The 16,928-nt window shown below is 71.8% G+C and carries 14 protein-coding genes; 10 read left to right on the top strand and 4 right to left on the bottom strand.

Annotated features, from left to right (window positions below; genetic code table 11):
• Nucleotides 1–134: 134 nt before the first annotated feature.
• Nucleotides 135–2,291: an anthranilate synthase component I gene (locus ABEA10_RS45540; protein WP_345474944.1), complete on the bottom strand. Its 2,157-nt coding sequence runs from the start codon at nucleotides 2,289–2,291 to the stop codon at nucleotides 135–137.
• A 338-nt stretch (nucleotides 2,292–2,629) separates the two neighbouring features.
• On the opposite strand from ABEA10_RS45540, the gene ABEA10_RS45545 reads away from it, so the two are divergent.
• The gene (locus ABEA10_RS45545; protein ID WP_345474945.1) at nucleotides 2,630–2,896 is read left to right on the top strand and encodes a DUF3311 domain-containing protein; all 267 of its coding nucleotides are present in this window, start codon (nucleotides 2,630–2,632) and stop codon (nucleotides 2,894–2,896) included.
• Nucleotides 2,897–2,899: 3 nt separating this feature from the next.
• Entirely contained in the window at nucleotides 2,900–4,525 is a 1,626-nt protein-coding gene (gene mctP, locus ABEA10_RS45550) for a monocarboxylate uptake permease MctP (RefSeq protein ID WP_345474946.1), read from the top strand.
• 226 nt (nucleotides 4,526–4,751) lie between these two features.
• Here mctP and ABEA10_RS45555 read toward each other — a convergent pair whose 3' ends face one another.
• The gene (locus tag ABEA10_RS45555; protein ID WP_345474947.1) at nucleotides 4,752–5,366 is read right to left on the bottom strand and encodes a TetR family transcriptional regulator; all 615 of its coding nucleotides are present in this window, start codon (nucleotides 5,364–5,366) and stop codon (nucleotides 4,752–4,754) included.
• 434 nt (nucleotides 5,367–5,800) lie between these two features.
• On the opposite strand from ABEA10_RS45555, the gene ABEA10_RS45560 reads away from it, so the two are divergent.
• The 6 genes from ABEA10_RS45560 (at nucleotide 5,801) to ABEA10_RS45585 (ending at nucleotide 12,513) form a co-directional block, all read left to right on the top strand.
• Entirely contained in the window at nucleotides 5,801–6,781 is a 981-nt protein-coding gene (locus tag ABEA10_RS45560) for an alpha/beta hydrolase (RefSeq protein ID WP_345474948.1), read from the top strand.
• A 140-nt stretch (nucleotides 6,782–6,921) separates the two neighbouring features.
• A complete protein-coding gene (locus tag ABEA10_RS45565) occupies nucleotides 6,922–7,755 on the top strand; it encodes an SGNH/GDSL hydrolase family protein (RefSeq protein ID WP_345474949.1) in 834 nt (277 codons plus the stop codon).
• 115 nt (nucleotides 7,756–7,870) lie between these two features.
• Complete coding sequence (locus ABEA10_RS45570; RefSeq protein ID WP_345474950.1) at nucleotides 7,871–8,671, top strand: DUF4253 domain-containing protein; 801 nt, start codon at nucleotides 7,871–7,873, stop codon at nucleotides 8,669–8,671.
• A gap of 77 nt (nucleotides 8,672–8,748) precedes the next feature.
• Entirely contained in the window at nucleotides 8,749–9,147 is a 399-nt protein-coding gene (locus tag ABEA10_RS45575; RefSeq protein ID WP_345474951.1) for a PPOX class F420-dependent oxidoreductase, read from the top strand.
• A 126-nt stretch (nucleotides 9,148–9,273) separates the two neighbouring features.
• On the top strand, nucleotides 9,274–11,745 hold the full coding sequence (locus ABEA10_RS45580; RefSeq protein ID WP_345474952.1) for a discoidin domain-containing protein: 2,472 nt from the start codon (nucleotides 9,274–9,276) through the stop codon (nucleotides 11,743–11,745).
• Nucleotides 11,746–12,009: 264 nt separating this feature from the next.
• Nucleotides 12,010–12,513 (top strand): hypothetical protein, encoded by a 504-nt coding sequence (locus tag ABEA10_RS45585; protein ID WP_345474953.1) that lies wholly within the window; start codon nucleotides 12,010–12,012, stop codon nucleotides 12,511–12,513.
• A 240-nt stretch (nucleotides 12,514–12,753) separates the two neighbouring features.
• On the opposite strand, the gene ABEA10_RS51465 is transcribed toward ABEA10_RS45585, so the two are convergent.
• Nucleotides 12,754–12,840: a hypothetical protein gene (locus ABEA10_RS51465; RefSeq protein ID WP_425551046.1), complete on the bottom strand. Its 87-nt coding sequence runs from the start codon at nucleotides 12,838–12,840 to the stop codon at nucleotides 12,754–12,756.
• Nucleotides 12,841–13,226: 386 nt separating this feature from the next.
• Between ABEA10_RS51465 and nhaA the strand changes: the two genes are divergently transcribed.
• Together nhaA and ABEA10_RS45595 are read left to right on the top strand one after the other, a co-directional pair.
• Nucleotides 13,227–15,122 carry a Na+/H+ antiporter NhaA gene (nhaA, locus tag ABEA10_RS45590; RefSeq protein ID WP_345474954.1) on the top strand — a complete coding sequence of 632 codons (1,896 nt, stop codon included), beginning with the start codon at nucleotides 13,227–13,229 and terminating at the stop codon, nucleotides 15,120–15,122.
• A gap of 104 nt (nucleotides 15,123–15,226) precedes the next feature.
• The gene (locus ABEA10_RS45595; RefSeq protein WP_345474955.1) at nucleotides 15,227–15,724 is read left to right on the top strand and encodes a hypothetical protein; all 498 of its coding nucleotides are present in this window, start codon (nucleotides 15,227–15,229) and stop codon (nucleotides 15,722–15,724) included.
• Nucleotides 15,725–15,852: 128 nt separating this feature from the next.
• Here the strand turns inward: ABEA10_RS45595 and ABEA10_RS45600 are convergent, their stop codons facing one another.
• On the bottom strand, nucleotides 15,853–16,827 hold the full coding sequence (locus ABEA10_RS45600; protein WP_345474956.1) for an ArsR/SmtB family transcription factor: 975 nt from the start codon (nucleotides 16,825–16,827) through the stop codon (nucleotides 15,853–15,855).
• Nucleotides 16,828–16,928: the final 101 nt, after the last annotated feature.

Here is a 16,928-nt window from a genome sequence, read left to right on the forward strand (position 1 = left end):
CGGAACGGTGTCACGTGGGACCGGGGCGCTCCCCGGAGGCCCGCGGTCGCGCCGAGGAGGCTCCCACGGCCGCTCGGGCGGCCGATGACCGTACGGGAACCACGGCCGGGATTCCCGTACGGTCTCCGCGCGGCTCACGGACGGGCGGCGCGGCACATCTCCAGTACGTTCGTGATGATGCGGTGGCCGGTCTCGCCGGTCGCGGTGAGGATCGACTCGGGGTGGAACTGCACCGCCCAGCGCCGGCGGAGCGGATCCTCGATCGCCATGACCACGTCGCCCAGCGTCGCGGTCACCTCGAACCTCTCACCGACCCGGTCCCGCGTCGTGTGCAGCGAGTGGTAGCGCGCCGCGGTGAACTCCGCCGGCAGCCCCTCGAACAGCCGCCCGCCGGCGACCACGACGCGGCCCGGCTTGCCGTGCGCGGGTTCGGGCAGCAGCGCCAGCTCGCCCCCGGCGTGCTCGACCATGCCCTGCAGGCCGAGGCACACGCCGAAGACCGGCAGGTCGCGGGCGTAGACGGCGTCGAGCAGGCCGGCCGTGTCGAAGTCGGCGGGCCGGCCGGGGCCCGGTGAGAGGACGACGAGGTCGGGCCGGATCTCGTCCAGCATCTTGTCGGGGAAGCCGAACCGCAGCGTCGTCACGTCGGCGCCCTGCTGGCGGAAGTAGTCGGCCAGGGTGTTGACGAAGGAGTCCTGGTGGTCCACGAGCAGCACCCGCAGGCCCTCGCCGGCCCGCGCCCGCCCGACCTCCGTCTCCTCACCGGTCTCGTCGGCCGGGGAGAGCGCGGCGATCAGGGCGCGCGCCTTGAGGTAGGTCTCGCGCTCCTCCGCGTCGGGGTCGGAGTCGTACAGCAGGGTGGCCCCGGCGCGTACGGCGGCGACACCGTCGCGGATCTGCGCGGTGCGCAGCGTCAGGCCGGTGTTCATCGAGCCGTCGAACCCGATGCAGCCGACCGCGCCGCCGTACCAGCGTCGCGGCGTCTCCTCGTGTTCCTCGATGAACTGCATCGCCCAGGTCTTGGGCGCGCCGGTCACCGTGACCGCCCACATGTGCGTCAGGAACGCGTCGAGCGCGTCGTACCCGGGCCGCAGCCGCCCCTCGATGTGGTCGACGGTGTGGATCAGCCGGGAGTACATCTCGATCTGCCGGCGGCCGATCACCTTGACGCTGCCGGGCACGCAGACCCGCGACTTGTCGTTGCGGTCGACGTCGGTGCACATCGTCAGCTCGGACTCGTCCTTGGCGGAGTTGAGCAGCTCACGGATGTTGTCGGCGTCTTCCAGCGGGTCGTCGCCGCGCCGGATGGTGCCCGAGATCGGGCACGTCTCGACCCGGTCGCCGGTGACGCGCACGAACATCTCCGGCGAGGCGCCGACGAGGAACTCCCCCTCGCCCAGGTTGAAGAAGAACTCGTACGGCGCCGGGTTGGTGACCCGCAACCGCTCGAAGAACGCCGCCGGCGACGGGCAGGGGCCGTACATGACGTGGCCGGGCACGACCTCGAACAGGTCGCCGCGGACGAACTTCTCCTTGGCCGCGCGCACCACCTCGGCGTACGCACCGGGCGTGGGCTGCGGCGGCAGCTCGCGCGGCCGTGGCACCGGCGTCGGCTCGGTCCGCCGCGCCAGGCCCCGGGTGCTCACGCCGCCGACCTCGAAGTCGTACGACATCCGCGCCGACGTCTCGCGCTTGCGGTCCACCACGATCATCTCGTCGGCGAGGTGGAGGACGAGGTCGCGCTGGTCGGCCGGGCGCTCGATGGCGAGCCGGATCGGCTCGAACTGGAACGCCAGGTCGTAGCCGAACGCGCCGTACAGGCCCAGGTGCGGGTCCGGCCCGGCGAACAGGTCGCAGACGGCGCGCAGCGCGGTGAAGACGGTGGGCCGGCGGCTGCGCTCCTCCTCGGCGACGACCTCGTCGGAGGAGGGGACGAAGACCTCGACGCCACCGGGGAACTCGGCGGGCTCGCCGGTGGCGGCCACGGCCGACGAGACGGCCGGGAGCAGCACCTGCCCGCGCTCGTTGAGGGCGCGTACGGCCAGGCGGCGCCCGCGCGCGACGATCTCCAGGCAGGGGTCGACGTAGGCCATGTGCCAGCGGCTGTACCGGCCGGGGTACTCCATGCCGGAGCTGAGCACGCCGCCCCGGCGCGTGCCCACGGCCTCGACCAGCGCGTCCAGCGCCTCGCTCTTGCGCGCCGGGTCAACGGGCGTGTCGGTACGGACGACCCGCAGGCCGCCCGCCGTCGTATAGTCCGTCGTCGTCTCCACGATCGGCCCTTCGATCATCCAGGCCCTCGTCGGCGGAAACGAGAAACGACCGCCGGACGAGGGCGGTCGCTGCGGTGTCCGAGAACGCGAAACCCGCGCCGCCTAGCGGCGCCACCACCACTGCTGCCTGGCCGGGGTTCGCATGGCACGAGGCTACCCCCTGACCGGGCCGCGCGCCAGCCGCACCCCCGCCGTGAGCATGGACAACGAGCCAGATCGAGGGACGAAACGTCCAAAGAGACGCGTAGCCGAGACCGAACCGAGACCCGTCCTTCCTTAAATCTTCTGCGAACGAGATTCGGCCGCCCGGAAGGTGCCCCGGCGCGGCTCCACATTGGTGTACGTGAGGAGGACCGTTGGCCGATACAGAGCCCGGACCACGCCGGAGTGACCGCAGCCCCTGGAACTGGCTGCTCATCATCCCGGTCGTCGTTCCCCTGCTGACGTTCCTCTTCAACAAGGACGAGCCCCGGCTGGCCGGCTTTCCGTTCTTCTACTGGATGCAGTTCGCGTTCATCGTCCTCGGCGTCGGCTGCACGACGATCGTCTATCTGGTGACGCGGCGCCCGTCGGGCGGCGAGAACGCCTCCGCGTCGTCCCCGGCCGCACCGAAGGAGGACTGACCGATGTCCGGAAGGCACACCACCGAACTGGTCGTCTTCGCCGTCCTCTTCGTGATCGTCAGCGCGATGGGCTTCGTCGCCGCCCGCTGGCGGCGGCCGACCACCATGCAGAGCCTGGACGAGTGGGGACTGGGCGGCCGCAGCTTCGGCTCGTGGATCACCTGGTTCCTCGTCGGCGGCGACCTGTACACCGCCTACACCTTCGTGGCGGTCCCCGCGCTGGTGTTCGGCGCGGGCGCGGCCGGCTTCTACGCCGTGCCGTACACGATCGTCGTGTACCCGCTGGTGTTCCTCGTGCTGATCCGGCTCTGGTCGGTCTCGCACGTCCATGGCTTCGTCACGCCGGCCGACTTCGTACGGGCCCGGTTCGGGTCCTCGACGCTCGCGCTGCTCGTCGCGATCACCGGCATCGTCGCGACCATGCCGTACATCGCCCTGCAGCTCGTCGGCATCCAGGCGACGCTGGAGGCGATGGGCGTGACGGGCCACTGGCCGCTGATCATCGCGTTCGCCATCCTCGCGGCCTACACGTACCAGTCGGGCCTGCGCGCGCCGGCGCTGATCGCGTTCGTCAAGGACCTGCTGATCTACATCGTGATCCTGGTCGCGATCTTCTACATCCCGCACAAGCTGGGCGGCTGGGGCCACATCTTCGGCGCGGCGCAGGCCAAGTTCGACAAGACCCCCGCCCCGGCGGACGGGACCCTGCTGAACCACAACAACCAGCTGAACTACGCCATGCTGGCGCTCGGCTCCGCCCTCGCGCTGTTCCTGTACCCCCACAGCGTCACCGGCGTCCTGGCCAGCAAGAACCGCAACGTGATCAAGCGGAACATGGCGGCGCTGCCGGCGTACAGCTTCCTGCTCGGGCTGATCGCGCTGCTCGGCTTCATGGCGATCGCCGGCGGGATCAAGCCGGTCGCCGGGGGCAACGGCAAGCCGGACGGCAACACGGTGGTGCCGCTGCTGTTCGACCACATCTTCCCGAGCTGGTTCACGGGCGTGGCGTACGCCGCGATCGGCATCGGCGCGCTGGTGCCCGCCGCGATCATGTCGATCGCCGCGGCGAACCTGTTCACGCGCAACATCTACAAGGAGTACTTCCGGCGCGACGCGAGCGCGTCGGAGGAGGCCACGGTCAGCAAGCTCGCCTCCCTCGTCGTCAAGATCGGCGCGGTGCTGGCCATCCTGCTGCTCGACCCGCAGTTCTCCATCGACCTGCAGCTGATCGGCGGTGTCATCATCCTGCAGACGCTGCCGTCGGTCGGGCTCGGCCTGATCACCCGCTGGTTCCACCGCGGCGGCCTGATCGCGGGCTGGGTGGCCGGCATGGCGGCGGGCATGTGGATGCTCTACCGCATCCCCAACCCGGCCACCAAGAAGCTGCACTTCGGCGGCTCGGCCTACCCGCTGAGCGACATCGGGCTCGACACCAAGATGACGGTGTACGTCGGCGCGATCGCGCTGGCGATCAACCTGATCGTCGCGGTGCTGGCGACGGTGCTGCTGCGGGCGCTCAAAACCACCGACGGCGTCGACGTCACCCGGACCGACGACTACCTCGCCGACGAGGGCGACCCGAAGGTCGTCCAGGGCACCCGCGAGGTCGAGGAGGGCCTCGCCACCTGAGCGAGCATCGGCACGGCCCGGCGGTCTCCGCCGGGCCGTCGCCACGACCGCCCCACCCGCCCGGGGTGAGTGGTCCCCGCCCGCCCGGGGCTCCAGCCCACTTCCAGTGTCCAGCGCCCACACGTTGAGAAGGGCGCGGCAGCGGCTGTGGACAACCCCGGGCCGGTCCTGGCCGGCCCCGCCTACCGGCGGCGGATTCGTGTGAGCTTGGCCGCAGCGGCCGTACTCAGGGGTGGCCGGCGGCGGTGAAGCCGTCGAGGAGCAGGTCGACGATGCCGTCCACGACGGTGGCGCGGGGCACGGTCGCGTGCTCCAGCCACCATTCTCCGGCGGCCTGGACCATGCCGACCACGGCGTGTCCCCAGATGTGGCCGCGGACGGGGTCGCGCAGGCGTCCCTCGGCGAGGAGCGTCTCGGCGAGCTCCCCGCCGAGACCGCGGATGAGCGTGCCCATCACGCTGTGCGTCGCGGTGTCCTCGGCGCCGGCGCGGTGGACGAGGAAGCCGTACAGGTGCCGGTTCGCGGCGATCGTCGCGAGGTAGGTGTCGATCGCCGCCCGCGCCCGCTCACGGAGCTCGCCGGGGCCGCGGAACGCGGTGCGCACGCCGTCGATCAGCACGCGGACGTGGCGCTCGGCGAGGGCCTGGTAGAGCCCGCTCTTGTCGCCGAAGTGGCGGTAGAGGATCGGCTTGCTGATGCCCGCCTCGGCCGCGATCGAGGCCATGGACACGTCGGGCCCCTCGCGGAGGATGATGCGGTCGGCGGCGTCGAGCAGCGAGCGGCGGCGACGTGGGTCACGCCCGGTCACCGCCGGCGGCCGCGACCCGGTCTCCGTCTCCATCTCGCCTCCCCGGCCGCCGTCCACCCGACGAGCGTAACCACCCCGACGCGGCCGGCCGCCGCGGGGCCGCTGTGACGTCGGCCGCATCCACGAACGCGGGCCACCCGGGTCGGACGTCACCGTGTGCCCGGCCCGACCGGCCCGACCGGCCCGACCGGCGCGACCGGCGCGACCGGGGCGAACTGCCGAGGCGGCCGTCCCCGGCGGGTGTTTCGCCGGTCCGCCGGGGTGAGAACAGCCCTTAGGATCGGCGGCGGCCGGGCGGAACAAAATCCTCCGGCCGCCCGTCTCACTTCGTATGGCGGCCAGATCCCGGACATGTCGGCGTTTCCTCTGACACCATCGGCGACTCGGGGCGGTCGCGCCGGCCGTGGCCGATCCGCTCCGGGGATCGGCTCCCGTTCCCCGCACCCGACGCCTGGAGGATGTCCCGTATGGCCACGCCGCACCTTCCCCGCTCCCGCGTTCTGGGGAGGTGCCTGGCGGCCACGGCCGTCATCATCGCGGTCTGGGTGACCACGCTGGGCGCGTCCAGGGTGGACCTGTACTCCCGGCCGGGCGCGCTGCCCGCCATCTCGGTGTCCACGCTCGCCGCGCGTTACAAGGCGAACCGCCGCGCCGTCGGGCAGGCGCTGCGGACGGCGCGCCGCATCCAGGACCGTGACCGCGCCCGGTCGCTGAGCCGTCTCCTGGCACCCGGCCGGCAGTTCCTGTTCTTCGACCCGCGCGGCACCGGGCGGGCCGTGGAGGTCATCGGCGACCTGGCGCACGCCCGGCGGGTGGCGGTCTTCGTGCCCGGCGCCGACACCACGCTGTCCACCTTCGACGCCCGCGGAGAGCGGCCGTACGCCACGCCCGGGGGCGGCGCGCGCGCCCTGCTCGCGGAGGCGAGGGCGCTCGATCCGCATCCGGGCCTGGCCGTCGTCGCCTGGCTCGGCTACCGCCCGCCGAAGGTGACGAGCGCAGGCGTCATGACGGACGTGCGTGCCGACGCCGCCGCCCCGCGGCTGCGCCGGCTGGTCCGCGCGCTGCACCGCCTCAACCCCAGGGCCGGCACGACGCTGCTGTGCCACAGCTACGGCTCGGTGGTGTGCGGCGAGGCTCTGCGGGGGCTGCCCGTGAACGACGTCGCGGCGTTCGGCAGTCCGGGGATGCGCGCGGCGACCGTGGGCGCGCTCGGCACGCGTGCGAACGTCTGGGCCGCGCGCGGGTCGGGCGACTGGATCCAGCTCGTGCCGCACGTCCACGTGCTCGGGCTCGGCTTCGGCGCCGACCCGGTCTCCCCGGGTTTCGGCGCCCGGGTTTTCGCGGCCGGCTCGGCGGGGCACAGCGACTACCTGCGGCCTGGTTCGCCGTCATTGCGGAACCTGACGCTCATCGCGCTCGGGCGCGACCGCCAGGTCACGCTCGCATAAGTAACAGTCGGTTATCTGACACATACCCTCCACATTTGTCAATGGCGAAATTGCCCATAAATCGGCCGATATTGGCTCCTCCCCAAATGGCGAAAACGGTGCTTGAGTAAGGCGAGCGTCAGTCCCGCCTTGGAGAGCCGATGAAATTCCCCCGCCTCGTCGCCTCGACCGCCTGCGCCGTATCCCTCGCGGCGGCCGCCGTCACCGCCGCCACCTCGCCGGCGTTCGCGTCGTCCACCAGCTATGTCGCCCTCGGCGACTCCTACTCCTCCGGCACCGGCACCGGGTCCTACGACCTGGACAGCGGCTGTCAGCGCAGCAGCAAGGCCTATGCCGCGCTGTGGGCGTCCTCGCACTCCCCCGCGTCGTTCAAGTTCGTCGCCTGTTCCGGCGCCAAGACCGGTGATGTCCTGAACAACCAGGTCAGCGCCCTGAGCTCCAGCACCACGCTGGCGAGCATCACGATCGGCGGCAACGACGCGGGCTTCTCCAGCACCATGCAGACGTGCGTTCTGGGCAGCGACCAGGACTGCCTGAACGCCGTCGCCACCGCCGAGAGCTACGCGAAGAACACGCTGCCGGGCAAACTCAACAACCTGTTCTCCACAATGCGCAACCGCGCCCCCTCCGCGCGCTTCGTCGTGCTCGACTACCCGCACCTGTACATCACCAACGACACGTTCTGCATCGGCATGAGCCACACCAAGCACGTGGCGCTCAACCAGGCGGCCGACGTGCTCGACGGTGTGATCAAGACCGCGGCCTCGAACGCGCAGTTCACCTTCGCCGACGTACGCAGCCAGTTCTCCGGGCACGAGCTGTGCTCCGGCGACGACTGGCTGCACGCGGTCGACTTCACCAACATCGGCAACTCGTACCACCCGACGGCCACCGGCCACGCGTCGGGCTACCTGCCGGTATTCACCTCGGCGGCCGGCGCCGCCCTGACCGCGTCGCACGCGAAGGACAGCTGACACCGCGACGGCTCCCGTACCGAAATCACACTTTGACCGGGCCGCCCGCACATGGGCGGCCCGGCCGCATTACGATCTCCCGCAGCGCCGGGAGGCCCGGTGCCGGAGCGATGCGATGGACGATCTCGAACCGCTGACGGCAGGCGTAGACGAGCTGTTCTCCGGGCATGCCCTGGACCCGTCACTCTCCGTGACGCTCCCGCCCGGATACGCGGTGTGGCCCGACCCGAGCTTCCCCCAGCACCAGGGGGTGACGGGGCCGGCGCTCTGGATGACGGAGGGGCCGGCGCCGCCCGGCCTGTGGGCCCGGTTCCACGCGGCGCACGCCGAGACCGGCCTGTGGCCGTTGCTGCTGGACGACTCCGCCCAGCCCTGGTCGGCCGGGCAGATCGCGCCCGAGCCGGTGGCCGAGATCGACGCCTACGACCCCGCGGCGTTCGTGGCCGAGGTGTGGGCCGAGTGGTTCGAGCCCCCGATCGACCTGACGCCGTTCGGCCGCTACTCCCCCGGCCTCGCCCCGGCGGGGCGCCTCCGCGAGGATCCCGGCGTGGCCGCCGAGCGCCTCTCCGCGGGGCTCGCCGGACGTCCTCTCGGCCTCGTCCCGGCCGCGCGCGGCGCCGACGTGCTGGCCGCCGTCGGCTGGCAGGGCGCGAGCCACCACAACGCCCTCACCGCGCCGCTGTCGGCGGTCGTGCGGGGCTGGGAGGACCGGTTCGGCGTGCGGGTGGTCGGGCTCGGCTTCGACACCCTCGAACTGAGCGTCGCCGCGCCTCCCGTCACCTTCCGGCACGCCCTGCGGGTGGCCGCCGAGCACGCGACGTTCTGCCCCGAGGTCATCGTCCAGGGACCGGGCTCGCTGGCCGGGCACGCCGAGCAGATCCGCGACGCGCGGGTCTGGTCGTTCCGCTGGGAATGATCAGCGGCCACACTCGGTTCGGTCACGCGAAGAGGCGGCGGCGTCACACACCGTCGCGACAGACGGGGGCTCCATTCATGACCACGCTGAGCGACGGCGCCAAGGCGCTGCTGACCGAGGCCTTTCCCGGGTGGGCGACGGTGGTGCGCCCCGACGGCTCCCTGCACAACACGGTCGTGTGGGTCGACGTCGACGGCGAGGACGTGATCTTCAACACCGCCGTCGGGCGGGCCAAGGAGCGTTACCTGCGCGCCGACCCCCGGGTGTCGGTGAGCATGGTCGACCCGAACGACGCCTTCCGCACCGTCAGCGTCTCCGGGCACGCGCGGCTCGAAGAGGAGGGCGCCGACGACGTGATCGACCGGCTGGCGCACAAGTACCTCGGCGTCGACCGGTACCCCTACCGGTCCGCCGAGGAGCGGCGGATCACGGTCCGCGTGCGTCCCGAGCACGTGCTGTTCACACCCGGCGGCTGACGGCTCCCGTACGGTCTCCGGCGGGCAAACCTCCGGATCGGCGCCCTGCCGGTTCCGGACAGATCTGTTGACGTCCGGTGACGGACGTGAAAATCGGTGGTGCGTTGCGTTTCGTGAGGAGACGACATGCGCCCCCGCCCCCGCTGGATCCTGCTCGTCCTCGGCCTGCTGCCCCTGCTGGCCCTGGCCGCCCCCGCACGTGCCGCCGCCCCGCCGCAGGTGACGATCGACGGCGCCGCGAGCGGACGGGTCTTCGACGGCGTGGGCGCGCTCAGCGCCGGCGCCTCGTCCCGGCTGCTCGTCGACTATCCGGAGCCGCAGCGAAGCCGGATACTCGACTACCTGTTCAAGCCCGGCTACGGGGCGGCGCTGCAGATCCTGAAGGTCGAGATCGGCGGCGACACCAACTCCACCGACGGCGCCGAACCGAGCCACATGCGCACCCCTTCGGACCTGAACTGCGACCGCGGCTACGAATGGTGGCTCATGGAGCAGGCCAAGGCCCGCAACCCGGGGATCAAGCTGTCCGCGCTGCAGTGGGGCGCGCCCGGCTGGACCGGCAGCGGCGACGCGCGCCCGACCGTGTGGACGGACCGCAACATCGACTATCTGATCTCCTGGCTCGGCTGCGCCGCACGGCACCACCTGCGCATCGACTACCTCGGCGGCTGGAACGAGGGCTACTCCGACGGCGACTGGTTCGTACGGCTCCACCAGGCCCTGCGCGAGCACGGGTACGGCGATGTCAAGGTGGTCGCCGACGACAGCTTCAACTGGGACGTGCTCCAGCCGATGGCCGCGAACCCGGCCTTCGCCGCGGCCGTCGACGTCGTCGGGCAGCACTACGTCTGCGGGTACCTCAGCGACTACCTGCAGTGCCCGAGCCCGGCCGCGGCGCAGGCCCTCGGCAAGCCGCTGCACGCCAGCGAACAGGGGTCGCTGCCGTACGACTCGGGCGCCGCGCCCCTGGCCCGCGCGCTCTCGCGGCCCTACATCGACGGCGCGATGACCTCGACGATCAACTGGTCCCTGATCGCCTCCTGGTACGACACGATGCCCTTCCAGGCGTCCGGGCTGATGGGCGCGAACGAGCCGTGGTCCGGCGCGTACGTCGCGGGTCCGAGCCTGTGGGCCGTCGCCCACACGACGCAGTTCACCCGGCCGGGCTGGCGCTACGTCGACTCCGCCAAGGGCTACCTCGACGGCGGCGGCAGCTACGTGGCGCTGCGCTCCCCGGACTCCCGCGACTACAGCCTGATCGCCGAGACCATCGACGCCACCGCGCCGCAGCGGCTGCGGTTCACGGTCACCGGCGGCCTGGCGGACGGCCCGGCCACCCTGTGGTCCACGGACCTGTCCTCCGGTGACTCGCGGCGGTGGTTCGTCCGCGAGGGGACCGTACGGCCCGGAGACACCCTCACGCTCGCGCCCGGGCACGTCTACACGCTGACGACGACACGAGGGCAGGGCAAGGGCCGGGCCGTCTCACCGCCGGCGGCGCCGCTCCGGCTGCCCTACCGCGACGGCTTCGACTCCTCCGCCGTCGGGTCGTCGCCGCGCTACGTCTCCGACCTGGACGGCGCGTTCGAGGTGGCGCGCTGCGACGGGCGGCCCGGACGCTGCCTGCGCCAGGTCATCGGCGAGCAACCCGTGTGGTGGAACGGCTGGCTCCGGCGGCCGGTGACCATCGTCGGGGACCTGAGGTCCTGGCGCGACTACGAGGCCGGGGTGGACGCCCGCCTCGACGGCGACGGCGACGGCTGGGTGGAGCTGCTGGGCCGGGTCGACGGCCAGTGGGCGGACGCGGTCTCCGGCATCCACCTGCGCGTGTCGGGCGATGGCGACTGGCAGCTGTACGACGAGAACCTCCAGGGACAGGACTCCACGCTCTGCGTGCCCAGCGACCCGGCCTGCGCGGGCGTCCAGGCCCAGAGCCGGCGCCCGGTCCAGCGCCGGACGCTGGCGGCGGGCCGTACGACGGTCGGCGAGGGCACGTGGCACCGGCTGCGGCTGCGTTTCTCCGGCGATGAGGTGACCGCGTCTCTCGACGGCAGGCGGCTGGCGCGGGTCGTCTCGTCGACGCACGTGTCGGGGCAGGCCGGGCTGGCGGTCGCGCCGTGGCGGCACGCGGAGTTCGACGACCTGGCGGTGACGCCCGTGGCCCCGACCGGAGACGTCCGGTATCTGCCCGGGCAGTGGCTGAGCGCGACGGGGACCGGATTCCACCACGGCTACGAGCCGCGCAAGGCGGTCGACGGCAGCGTCGAGTCGATGTGGCACAGCGAGTGGAGCCCGCGCGCCGCCCTCCCCCAGGCGGTGACCGTGGACACGGGACGTACGCGGCGGATCTCGCAGGTGACCTACCAGCCGCGTGAGGACGGCAACCACAACGGCGTGATCACCCGCTACGAGCTGGCCACCAGCGTCGACGGGGTGACCTACACGCGGGTGGCGAGCGGCACCTGGCCGCTCGACGCGACCCGCAAGTCGATCTCCCTGCCGGACGTCGAGGCCCGCTATGTCCGGCTCACCGCCGTCGAGGGGGGCGGCGGATACGCCTCGGCCGCCGAGATCCAGATCGGGGTTCCGGCGGGGTAGGGCTCGCAGTCCCCGTCCGGCGCCGCCGGACGTCTCGTACCGCGCTTGGGGCCTGTCTCGAAGTCCCGGCCGTGTTGCCGTGCAGTAGGACAGCGGGCCGTTGAGACGGGCCCCGCGCGCTACCGGCCATCGGCCCTCAGCCGGGAGAGGAGGCACCACGCCAGGCGGGTTATCCACGCGTCGGGGCGGCCCTGCCCATGGCCGGTCCCGGCCTACGGCCACTCTCCGGAACATTTCGGTCACGATCCAGCTAGGATCTCCGCCATGCCGGACAGAGTGACGCCGTTCGCCGGCGGCCGAGGCCCGCGGCTGGGCACCGGCAACGGGTTCGGGTGGGCCATGATGGGGCTCACCAGAGTCGACGAGAGCGGCCGGTGCTTCGCCACGCGGTGGGTCACCGCTCTCGGGCTGCCGCTGGTTCCGCTGGACCGCTACTACCTGAAAGAAACCGGGATGACCGTGGTCTCCCACGGGTTCGGCTCGACGACCACCACCAGGTACGAGATCTTCGGCGTGGCCCCGCTCCGCGGCAGCGAGATCATCCGCACCTATCTGTACTGCTGGCTGTTCGCACCGCTCCTCGGCGCCGGCCCGACGATCCTCCTGCTGTCCGACGCCGACGACGTCAGCGCCGCGCTCCCGGGCGGTGTCATCGCCCTGATCGTACTGTTCGTCCTGCTGTTGATCGCCTCGATCATGCTGCTCGTGGCGATTCACGGCTACTACCGGAAACACTGGGCACCGCTACGCGAACCGGAGTGGCGCTAGGCCGTGTTTCGAAGTGAGTGGAGCCATTCGTTGATGGTGGTTATGTGGATGGTGGCTTCCTAGCGGACGGCGAGCTTGTCGTCGGGCTGTCCCCGCGTTGCCCGCCGGTCACCACGATCGACATCGGCTTTTGGCACTGCTCACACGCCAGATGATCAACCCAGCCATATCTGCGCCGGCCGGCAGGCCACCAACGGTCCGCTCCCACACGCCGGAACGCTGCCATCGGCGGAACAACCCCTACACCGTCTGCCAGGAGCCATAGCATTCCGGCACATTCCGCCACGGCGCGCCGACCCACACCCGCCATCGGATCCCATCGATCAACTCTCGTCACCGCTAGGGCGGCCACGAGGCCTCCGGTTACAGGTTCTGCTTGGTCGCCGAACCACCTACCGGAGTCCTCACGGCTTAACGATCACGACACGCCGCAGCGCAGACAACCCGGCTTCGAAACACGGCCTGGAAACGACGTCACGCGCCTGGCGTGCCCTGACCGCCGCAAGCGGGCGGGGCTCTCGGCCGGTGGCCGCGCCGCGCCACCGGCCGAGAGCTTCGCCCGGCTCCGTCCCGGGCCGTGTCCGCGCCCGGCGGGGGCGGCGCGCCGCCCGCCGGCGCACATGGCCTGAGGTGCGGTCATGCCCGATTACGATGTTTTCTGTGGGAATCTTGACCGGTCTCCAGGGGAGACGGCACCAGTTGGGCTCTCCGGAATGAGCGAGACCGGGGAGGCAGCCGAGCGGTTCTCCGGGCGCACCGCCTGGGCGATGCAGCTGAAGACGCCGCTGCGCGAGTTCCTTCGTACGGAGACGGGCGGCGCCGCCCTGTTGCTGACCGCGACGGTGGCCGCGCTGCTGTGGGCGAACGTCGACACGTCCTCCTACGAGTCGGTCTGGGGCACACGCCTGTCGATCCGGCTCGGCGGCTCAGGGCTGTCCCAGGACCTGCGTGAGTGGGTCAACACCGGGCTGATGACGTTCTTCTTCTTCGTCGTCGGGCTGGAGGCGCGCCGCGAGTTCGACATGGGCGAGCTGCGCGACCGCCGGCGGCTCGTGCTGCCGCTGACGGCGGGCGTCGGCGGGATGATCGTGCCGATCGTGATCTTCCTGTCGTTCAACGCCGGCGGGCCGTCCGCGCACGGCTGGGGCGCCGCGATGTCGACGGACACGGCGTTCGCGCTCGGCATGCTCACCCTGGCCGCCAAGAACGTTCCGTCGCGGATGCGCGCGTACCTGCTCACCGTCACGGTCGTCGACGACCTGGTCGCCCTGGCCGTGATCGCGGTGTTCTACAGCAGCCACGTCCGGGTGGTGCCGCTGCTCGTCACCCTGGCCATCCTCGTCGTCGTGCTGGCCCTGCGGGTCCGCGGGGAGCGGCACGGGATCGTGTACGCGGTGCTCGGCATCGCCGCGTGGGTGGCGATGTTCGAGTCGGGCATCGAGCCGGTCGTCGTCGGGCTCATCCTGGGCCTGCTCACCTACGCCTCCCCCGCCGCTCGCGACGACCTGCAACGCGCGAGCGAGATGTTCCGGCTGTTCCGCGAGCAGCCGACCGCCGAACTGGCGCGCACCGCCAGCGACGGACTGGCCTCGGCGATCTCCCCGAACGAGCGGCTGCAACTGCTCTACCACCCGTGGACCAGCTACGTCATCGTGCCGATCTTCGCCCTCGCCAACGCGGGGGTCGCCATCAGCGGCGGGCTCCTCTCCCACGCGCTGACCTCGCCGATCACGCTGGGCATCCTGATCGCCTACATCGCCGGCAAGCCGATCGGCATCACCGGCTGCTCATGGCTGATCAGCCGGCTGACGCGCGGGCGGGTGCAGGTGCCGGTCGGGTGGGCGGCGGTCGTCGGCGGCGGCGCGATCGCCGGCATCGGGTTCACCGTCTCGCTACTGATCGCCACGCTCGCCTTCCGCGGCATGCGGCTGGAGGAGGCCAAGCTCGGCATCCTCGGCTCCGCGCTCGTCGCCTCGATCCTCACCTGGGCGATCTTCCGGGTCACCCGCATGCTGCCCAAGAAGATGAAGCTGCGGGCGCTGCTCGGCACCGCCGAACCCATCGTCGACCTGGCCGCCCCGGTCGACCCCGAACGCGACCACATCCGCGGGCCGGCGGACGCCCCCGTCACCGTGGTCGAGTACGGCGACTACGAGTGCCCGTACTGCGGGCAGGCCGAGCCCGTCGTACGCGAGCTGCTCGCCGACTTCGGCGACGTCCGCTACGTCTGGCGGCACCTGCCGCTGCACGACGTGCACCCGGCGGCCCAGCTCGCCGCCGAGGCCGCCGAGGCGGCCGCCGCCCAGGACATGTTCTGGGAGATGCACGACCGGCTGTTCGCCCACCAGGAGCGGCTGCGCGCCCGTGACCTGGTCGCGCACGCCGGCGCGCTCGGCCTCGACGTCGAACGGTTCGGCACGGACCTGCGCCGCCATTTCGGCGCGGCGCGGGTCGCCGAGGACCTCGACTCCGCCGACCTGAGCGGCGTGTCCGGCACCCCGACGTTCTTCATCAACGGCAAGCGCCACTACGGCGCGTACGACATCGAAACCCTGTCCGCGGCCGTCCGCGCCGCCCGCGCCCGCGCCTACCTCGGCATTGTCTCCTAGGATGACCACCTGCGTTCACCGGGTCTGGTGACACGCCGGGTGAAGTCCACGGCGGCCTGGATGGCCTCACCCACGACGGTGACGATCGTTCGGAGGGTGAGGTCATGGATCCGATCTCGGGCCGAACGCCACAAGGTCGCGTCGTGCCCGACCCCGGCCGGCGCCGATCGCCTGCCAGGCCGACGATGCGGCTGGTCGTTGGATGGCTCATCGCGCTTTTGCTGTGCGGAGCCGCGTTCCTGGTGCTCTGGGGACTGGCTGGGACCATCACCCACGGATGCGATTGGGGCTACCAGGCGTCACGTGCGCGAAGAAACTGCGGGGTCCCGGACGACGGCAAGGCCGGCTTTTTCGCGCTCTGGGGCGGAGTTCTTCTGGGATGGGGCACGCTCATGGCGCTCCAGTCATGGATGAAGAAATCCGGTTCATGGTGGCCCGCGTTCGGCGTCACGCCCGGCGCGGTCATGGCCGTGGTGGTTCTGGGAAGCGGCGGTGCCGGCAAGGGCTTCACCTTCATCGTGTGTGCCGGACCGGCGCTGGCCGCGGTCGTCCCTATCGGCGCGTACTGGTACAGCACCTGGAGCTCCAGGAAACGAACCTGATCGTTACCGCACGGTAGCCGGTGTTCGCGGATCGAGCGGGCGGCACGCGACTCGGGTGCCGGTCGGGGCCCCACTCTCACGACGCCGGCCGGTGTACCACAACCCGGTGAACGTATGGGGTCACCGCATCAGCCGGCCGGCGGGTGGCCGCCGCCGCGCAGCAGGGCGGCGCCGAGCGGGGTGATGCGGTGGATCACGGCGTTGCCGGCGCGACGGCTCACCACGAGGCCCGAACGGCGCAGCACCGAGGCGTGCTGGCTGGCGGAGGCGGTGGAGATGTCCAGCACGCGGGCCAGCTCGCTGGTGGTGGCCGCGGCCTCGCCGAGACGCCGGAGCACCTCGCCCCGCGTGCTGCCGACCAGGGCGGCGAGGCCGTCGCCGGCCGGCGTCTCGGCCGGGCCGCTGTCGTCGATCGGGTAGACGAGCGTCGGCGGCAGGTTCGGGTCCAGGAGGCTGACGGGCGTGCGCTCGCAGAACACCGACGGCACCAGCAGCAGGCCGCGGCCGTTCAGCGCCAGCTCCTGGTCGACGGGGTAGTCGGTCTCCAGCACCGGCCGCCGCCAGCGTACGGCGGGCCGCAGGGTCTTGAGCAGCCCCTCGACGCCGCCGTCGAGCAGGGCCCTCGCGCGTACCGCGCGATCGGCGTCGATCAGCGCGCGCATCCGCGGCATGTACGGGGCGACGGCGGCATCGTGATAGTGCGCGAGGGCGTCGCCGACGGGCGCGAGCCGCCGGCCGGCCGGGGGCAGAGCGCCGTCCTCGTCGCCCGTACGGCCCCGGCCGAGGAGCTCGAGCTCGGCGGCCACCCGCCGGCGCGGGGTGCCCAGCACCGCCGCGATGCCGCCGTCGAGGTCGTCGGCGGCGGGGGTGAGGAAGTCGGGGAAGTACCCGCGGAGCGGGACCAGTGGGTGCAGCGTCCTCAGTGCGGCCGTGGCGCGTGGCGTGGCGAGCCGGGCCAGCGCGGCGTCCCGCCAGCCGGTCAGCGGCGTGCGCTGCCGCGTCCGCAGCGTCTGCAGGCTGAGCACGGTCTCCCAGAGCGCGTGCGGGCGCCGCGCCACGCGTACCCGCTCCAGATCCTCGCTGCCGAACCAGATCCGCAGCATGGTCGGTCGGCCACCTCCGCGCGGAGTGTTTTGGCTGTGCCTGAAAGATGCGGAAAACAACGTCCGTCACGGGCATTGTGGGTGAAAGGTCCCTCCGCGCA

This window comes from Actinoallomurus oryzae (assembly GCF_039541955.1).
Lineage (GTDB): Bacteria > Actinomycetota > Actinomycetes > Streptosporangiales > Streptosporangiaceae > Actinoallomurus > Actinoallomurus oryzae.

Excerpts from the sequence above, each read along its gene's own strand:
- ABEA10_RS45600 (WP_345474956.1), bottom strand. The coding sequence starts at position 16,827 with ATGCTGCGGATCTGGTTCGGCAGCGAGGATCTGGAGCGGGTACGCGTG.
- ABEA10_RS45585 (WP_345474953.1), top strand. The coding sequence starts at position 12,010 with ATGCCGGACAGAGTGACGCCGTTCGCCGGCGGCCGAGGCCCGCGGCTG.
- ABEA10_RS45580 (WP_345474952.1), top strand. The coding sequence starts at position 9,274 with ATGCGCCCCCGCCCCCGCTGGATCCTGCTCGTCCTCGGCCTGCTGCCC.
- ABEA10_RS45575 (WP_345474951.1), top strand. The coding sequence starts at position 8,749 with ATGACCACGCTGAGCGACGGCGCCAAGGCGCTGCTGACCGAGGCCTTT.
- ABEA10_RS45560 (WP_345474948.1), top strand. The coding sequence starts at position 5,801 with ATGGCCACGCCGCACCTTCCCCGCTCCCGCGTTCTGGGGAGGTGCCTG.
- ABEA10_RS45555 (WP_345474947.1), bottom strand. The coding sequence starts at position 5,366 with ATGGAGACGGAGACCGGGTCGCGGCCGCCGGCGGTGACCGGGCGTGAC.
- ABEA10_RS45565 (WP_345474949.1), top strand. The coding sequence starts at position 6,922 with ATGAAATTCCCCCGCCTCGTCGCCTCGACCGCCTGCGCCGTATCCCTC.
- ABEA10_RS45570 (WP_345474950.1), top strand. The coding sequence starts at position 7,871 with ATGGACGATCTCGAACCGCTGACGGCAGGCGTAGACGAGCTGTTCTCC.
- ABEA10_RS45540 (WP_345474944.1), bottom strand. The coding sequence starts at position 2,291 with ATGATCGAAGGGCCGATCGTGGAGACGACGACGGACTATACGACGGCG.
- mctP (WP_345474946.1), top strand. The coding sequence starts at position 2,900 with ATGTCCGGAAGGCACACCACCGAACTGGTCGTCTTCGCCGTCCTCTTC.
- nhaA (WP_345474954.1), top strand. The coding sequence starts at position 13,227 with ATGAGCGAGACCGGGGAGGCAGCCGAGCGGTTCTCCGGGCGCACCGCC.
- ABEA10_RS45595 (WP_345474955.1), top strand. The coding sequence starts at position 15,227 with ATGGATCCGATCTCGGGCCGAACGCCACAAGGTCGCGTCGTGCCCGAC.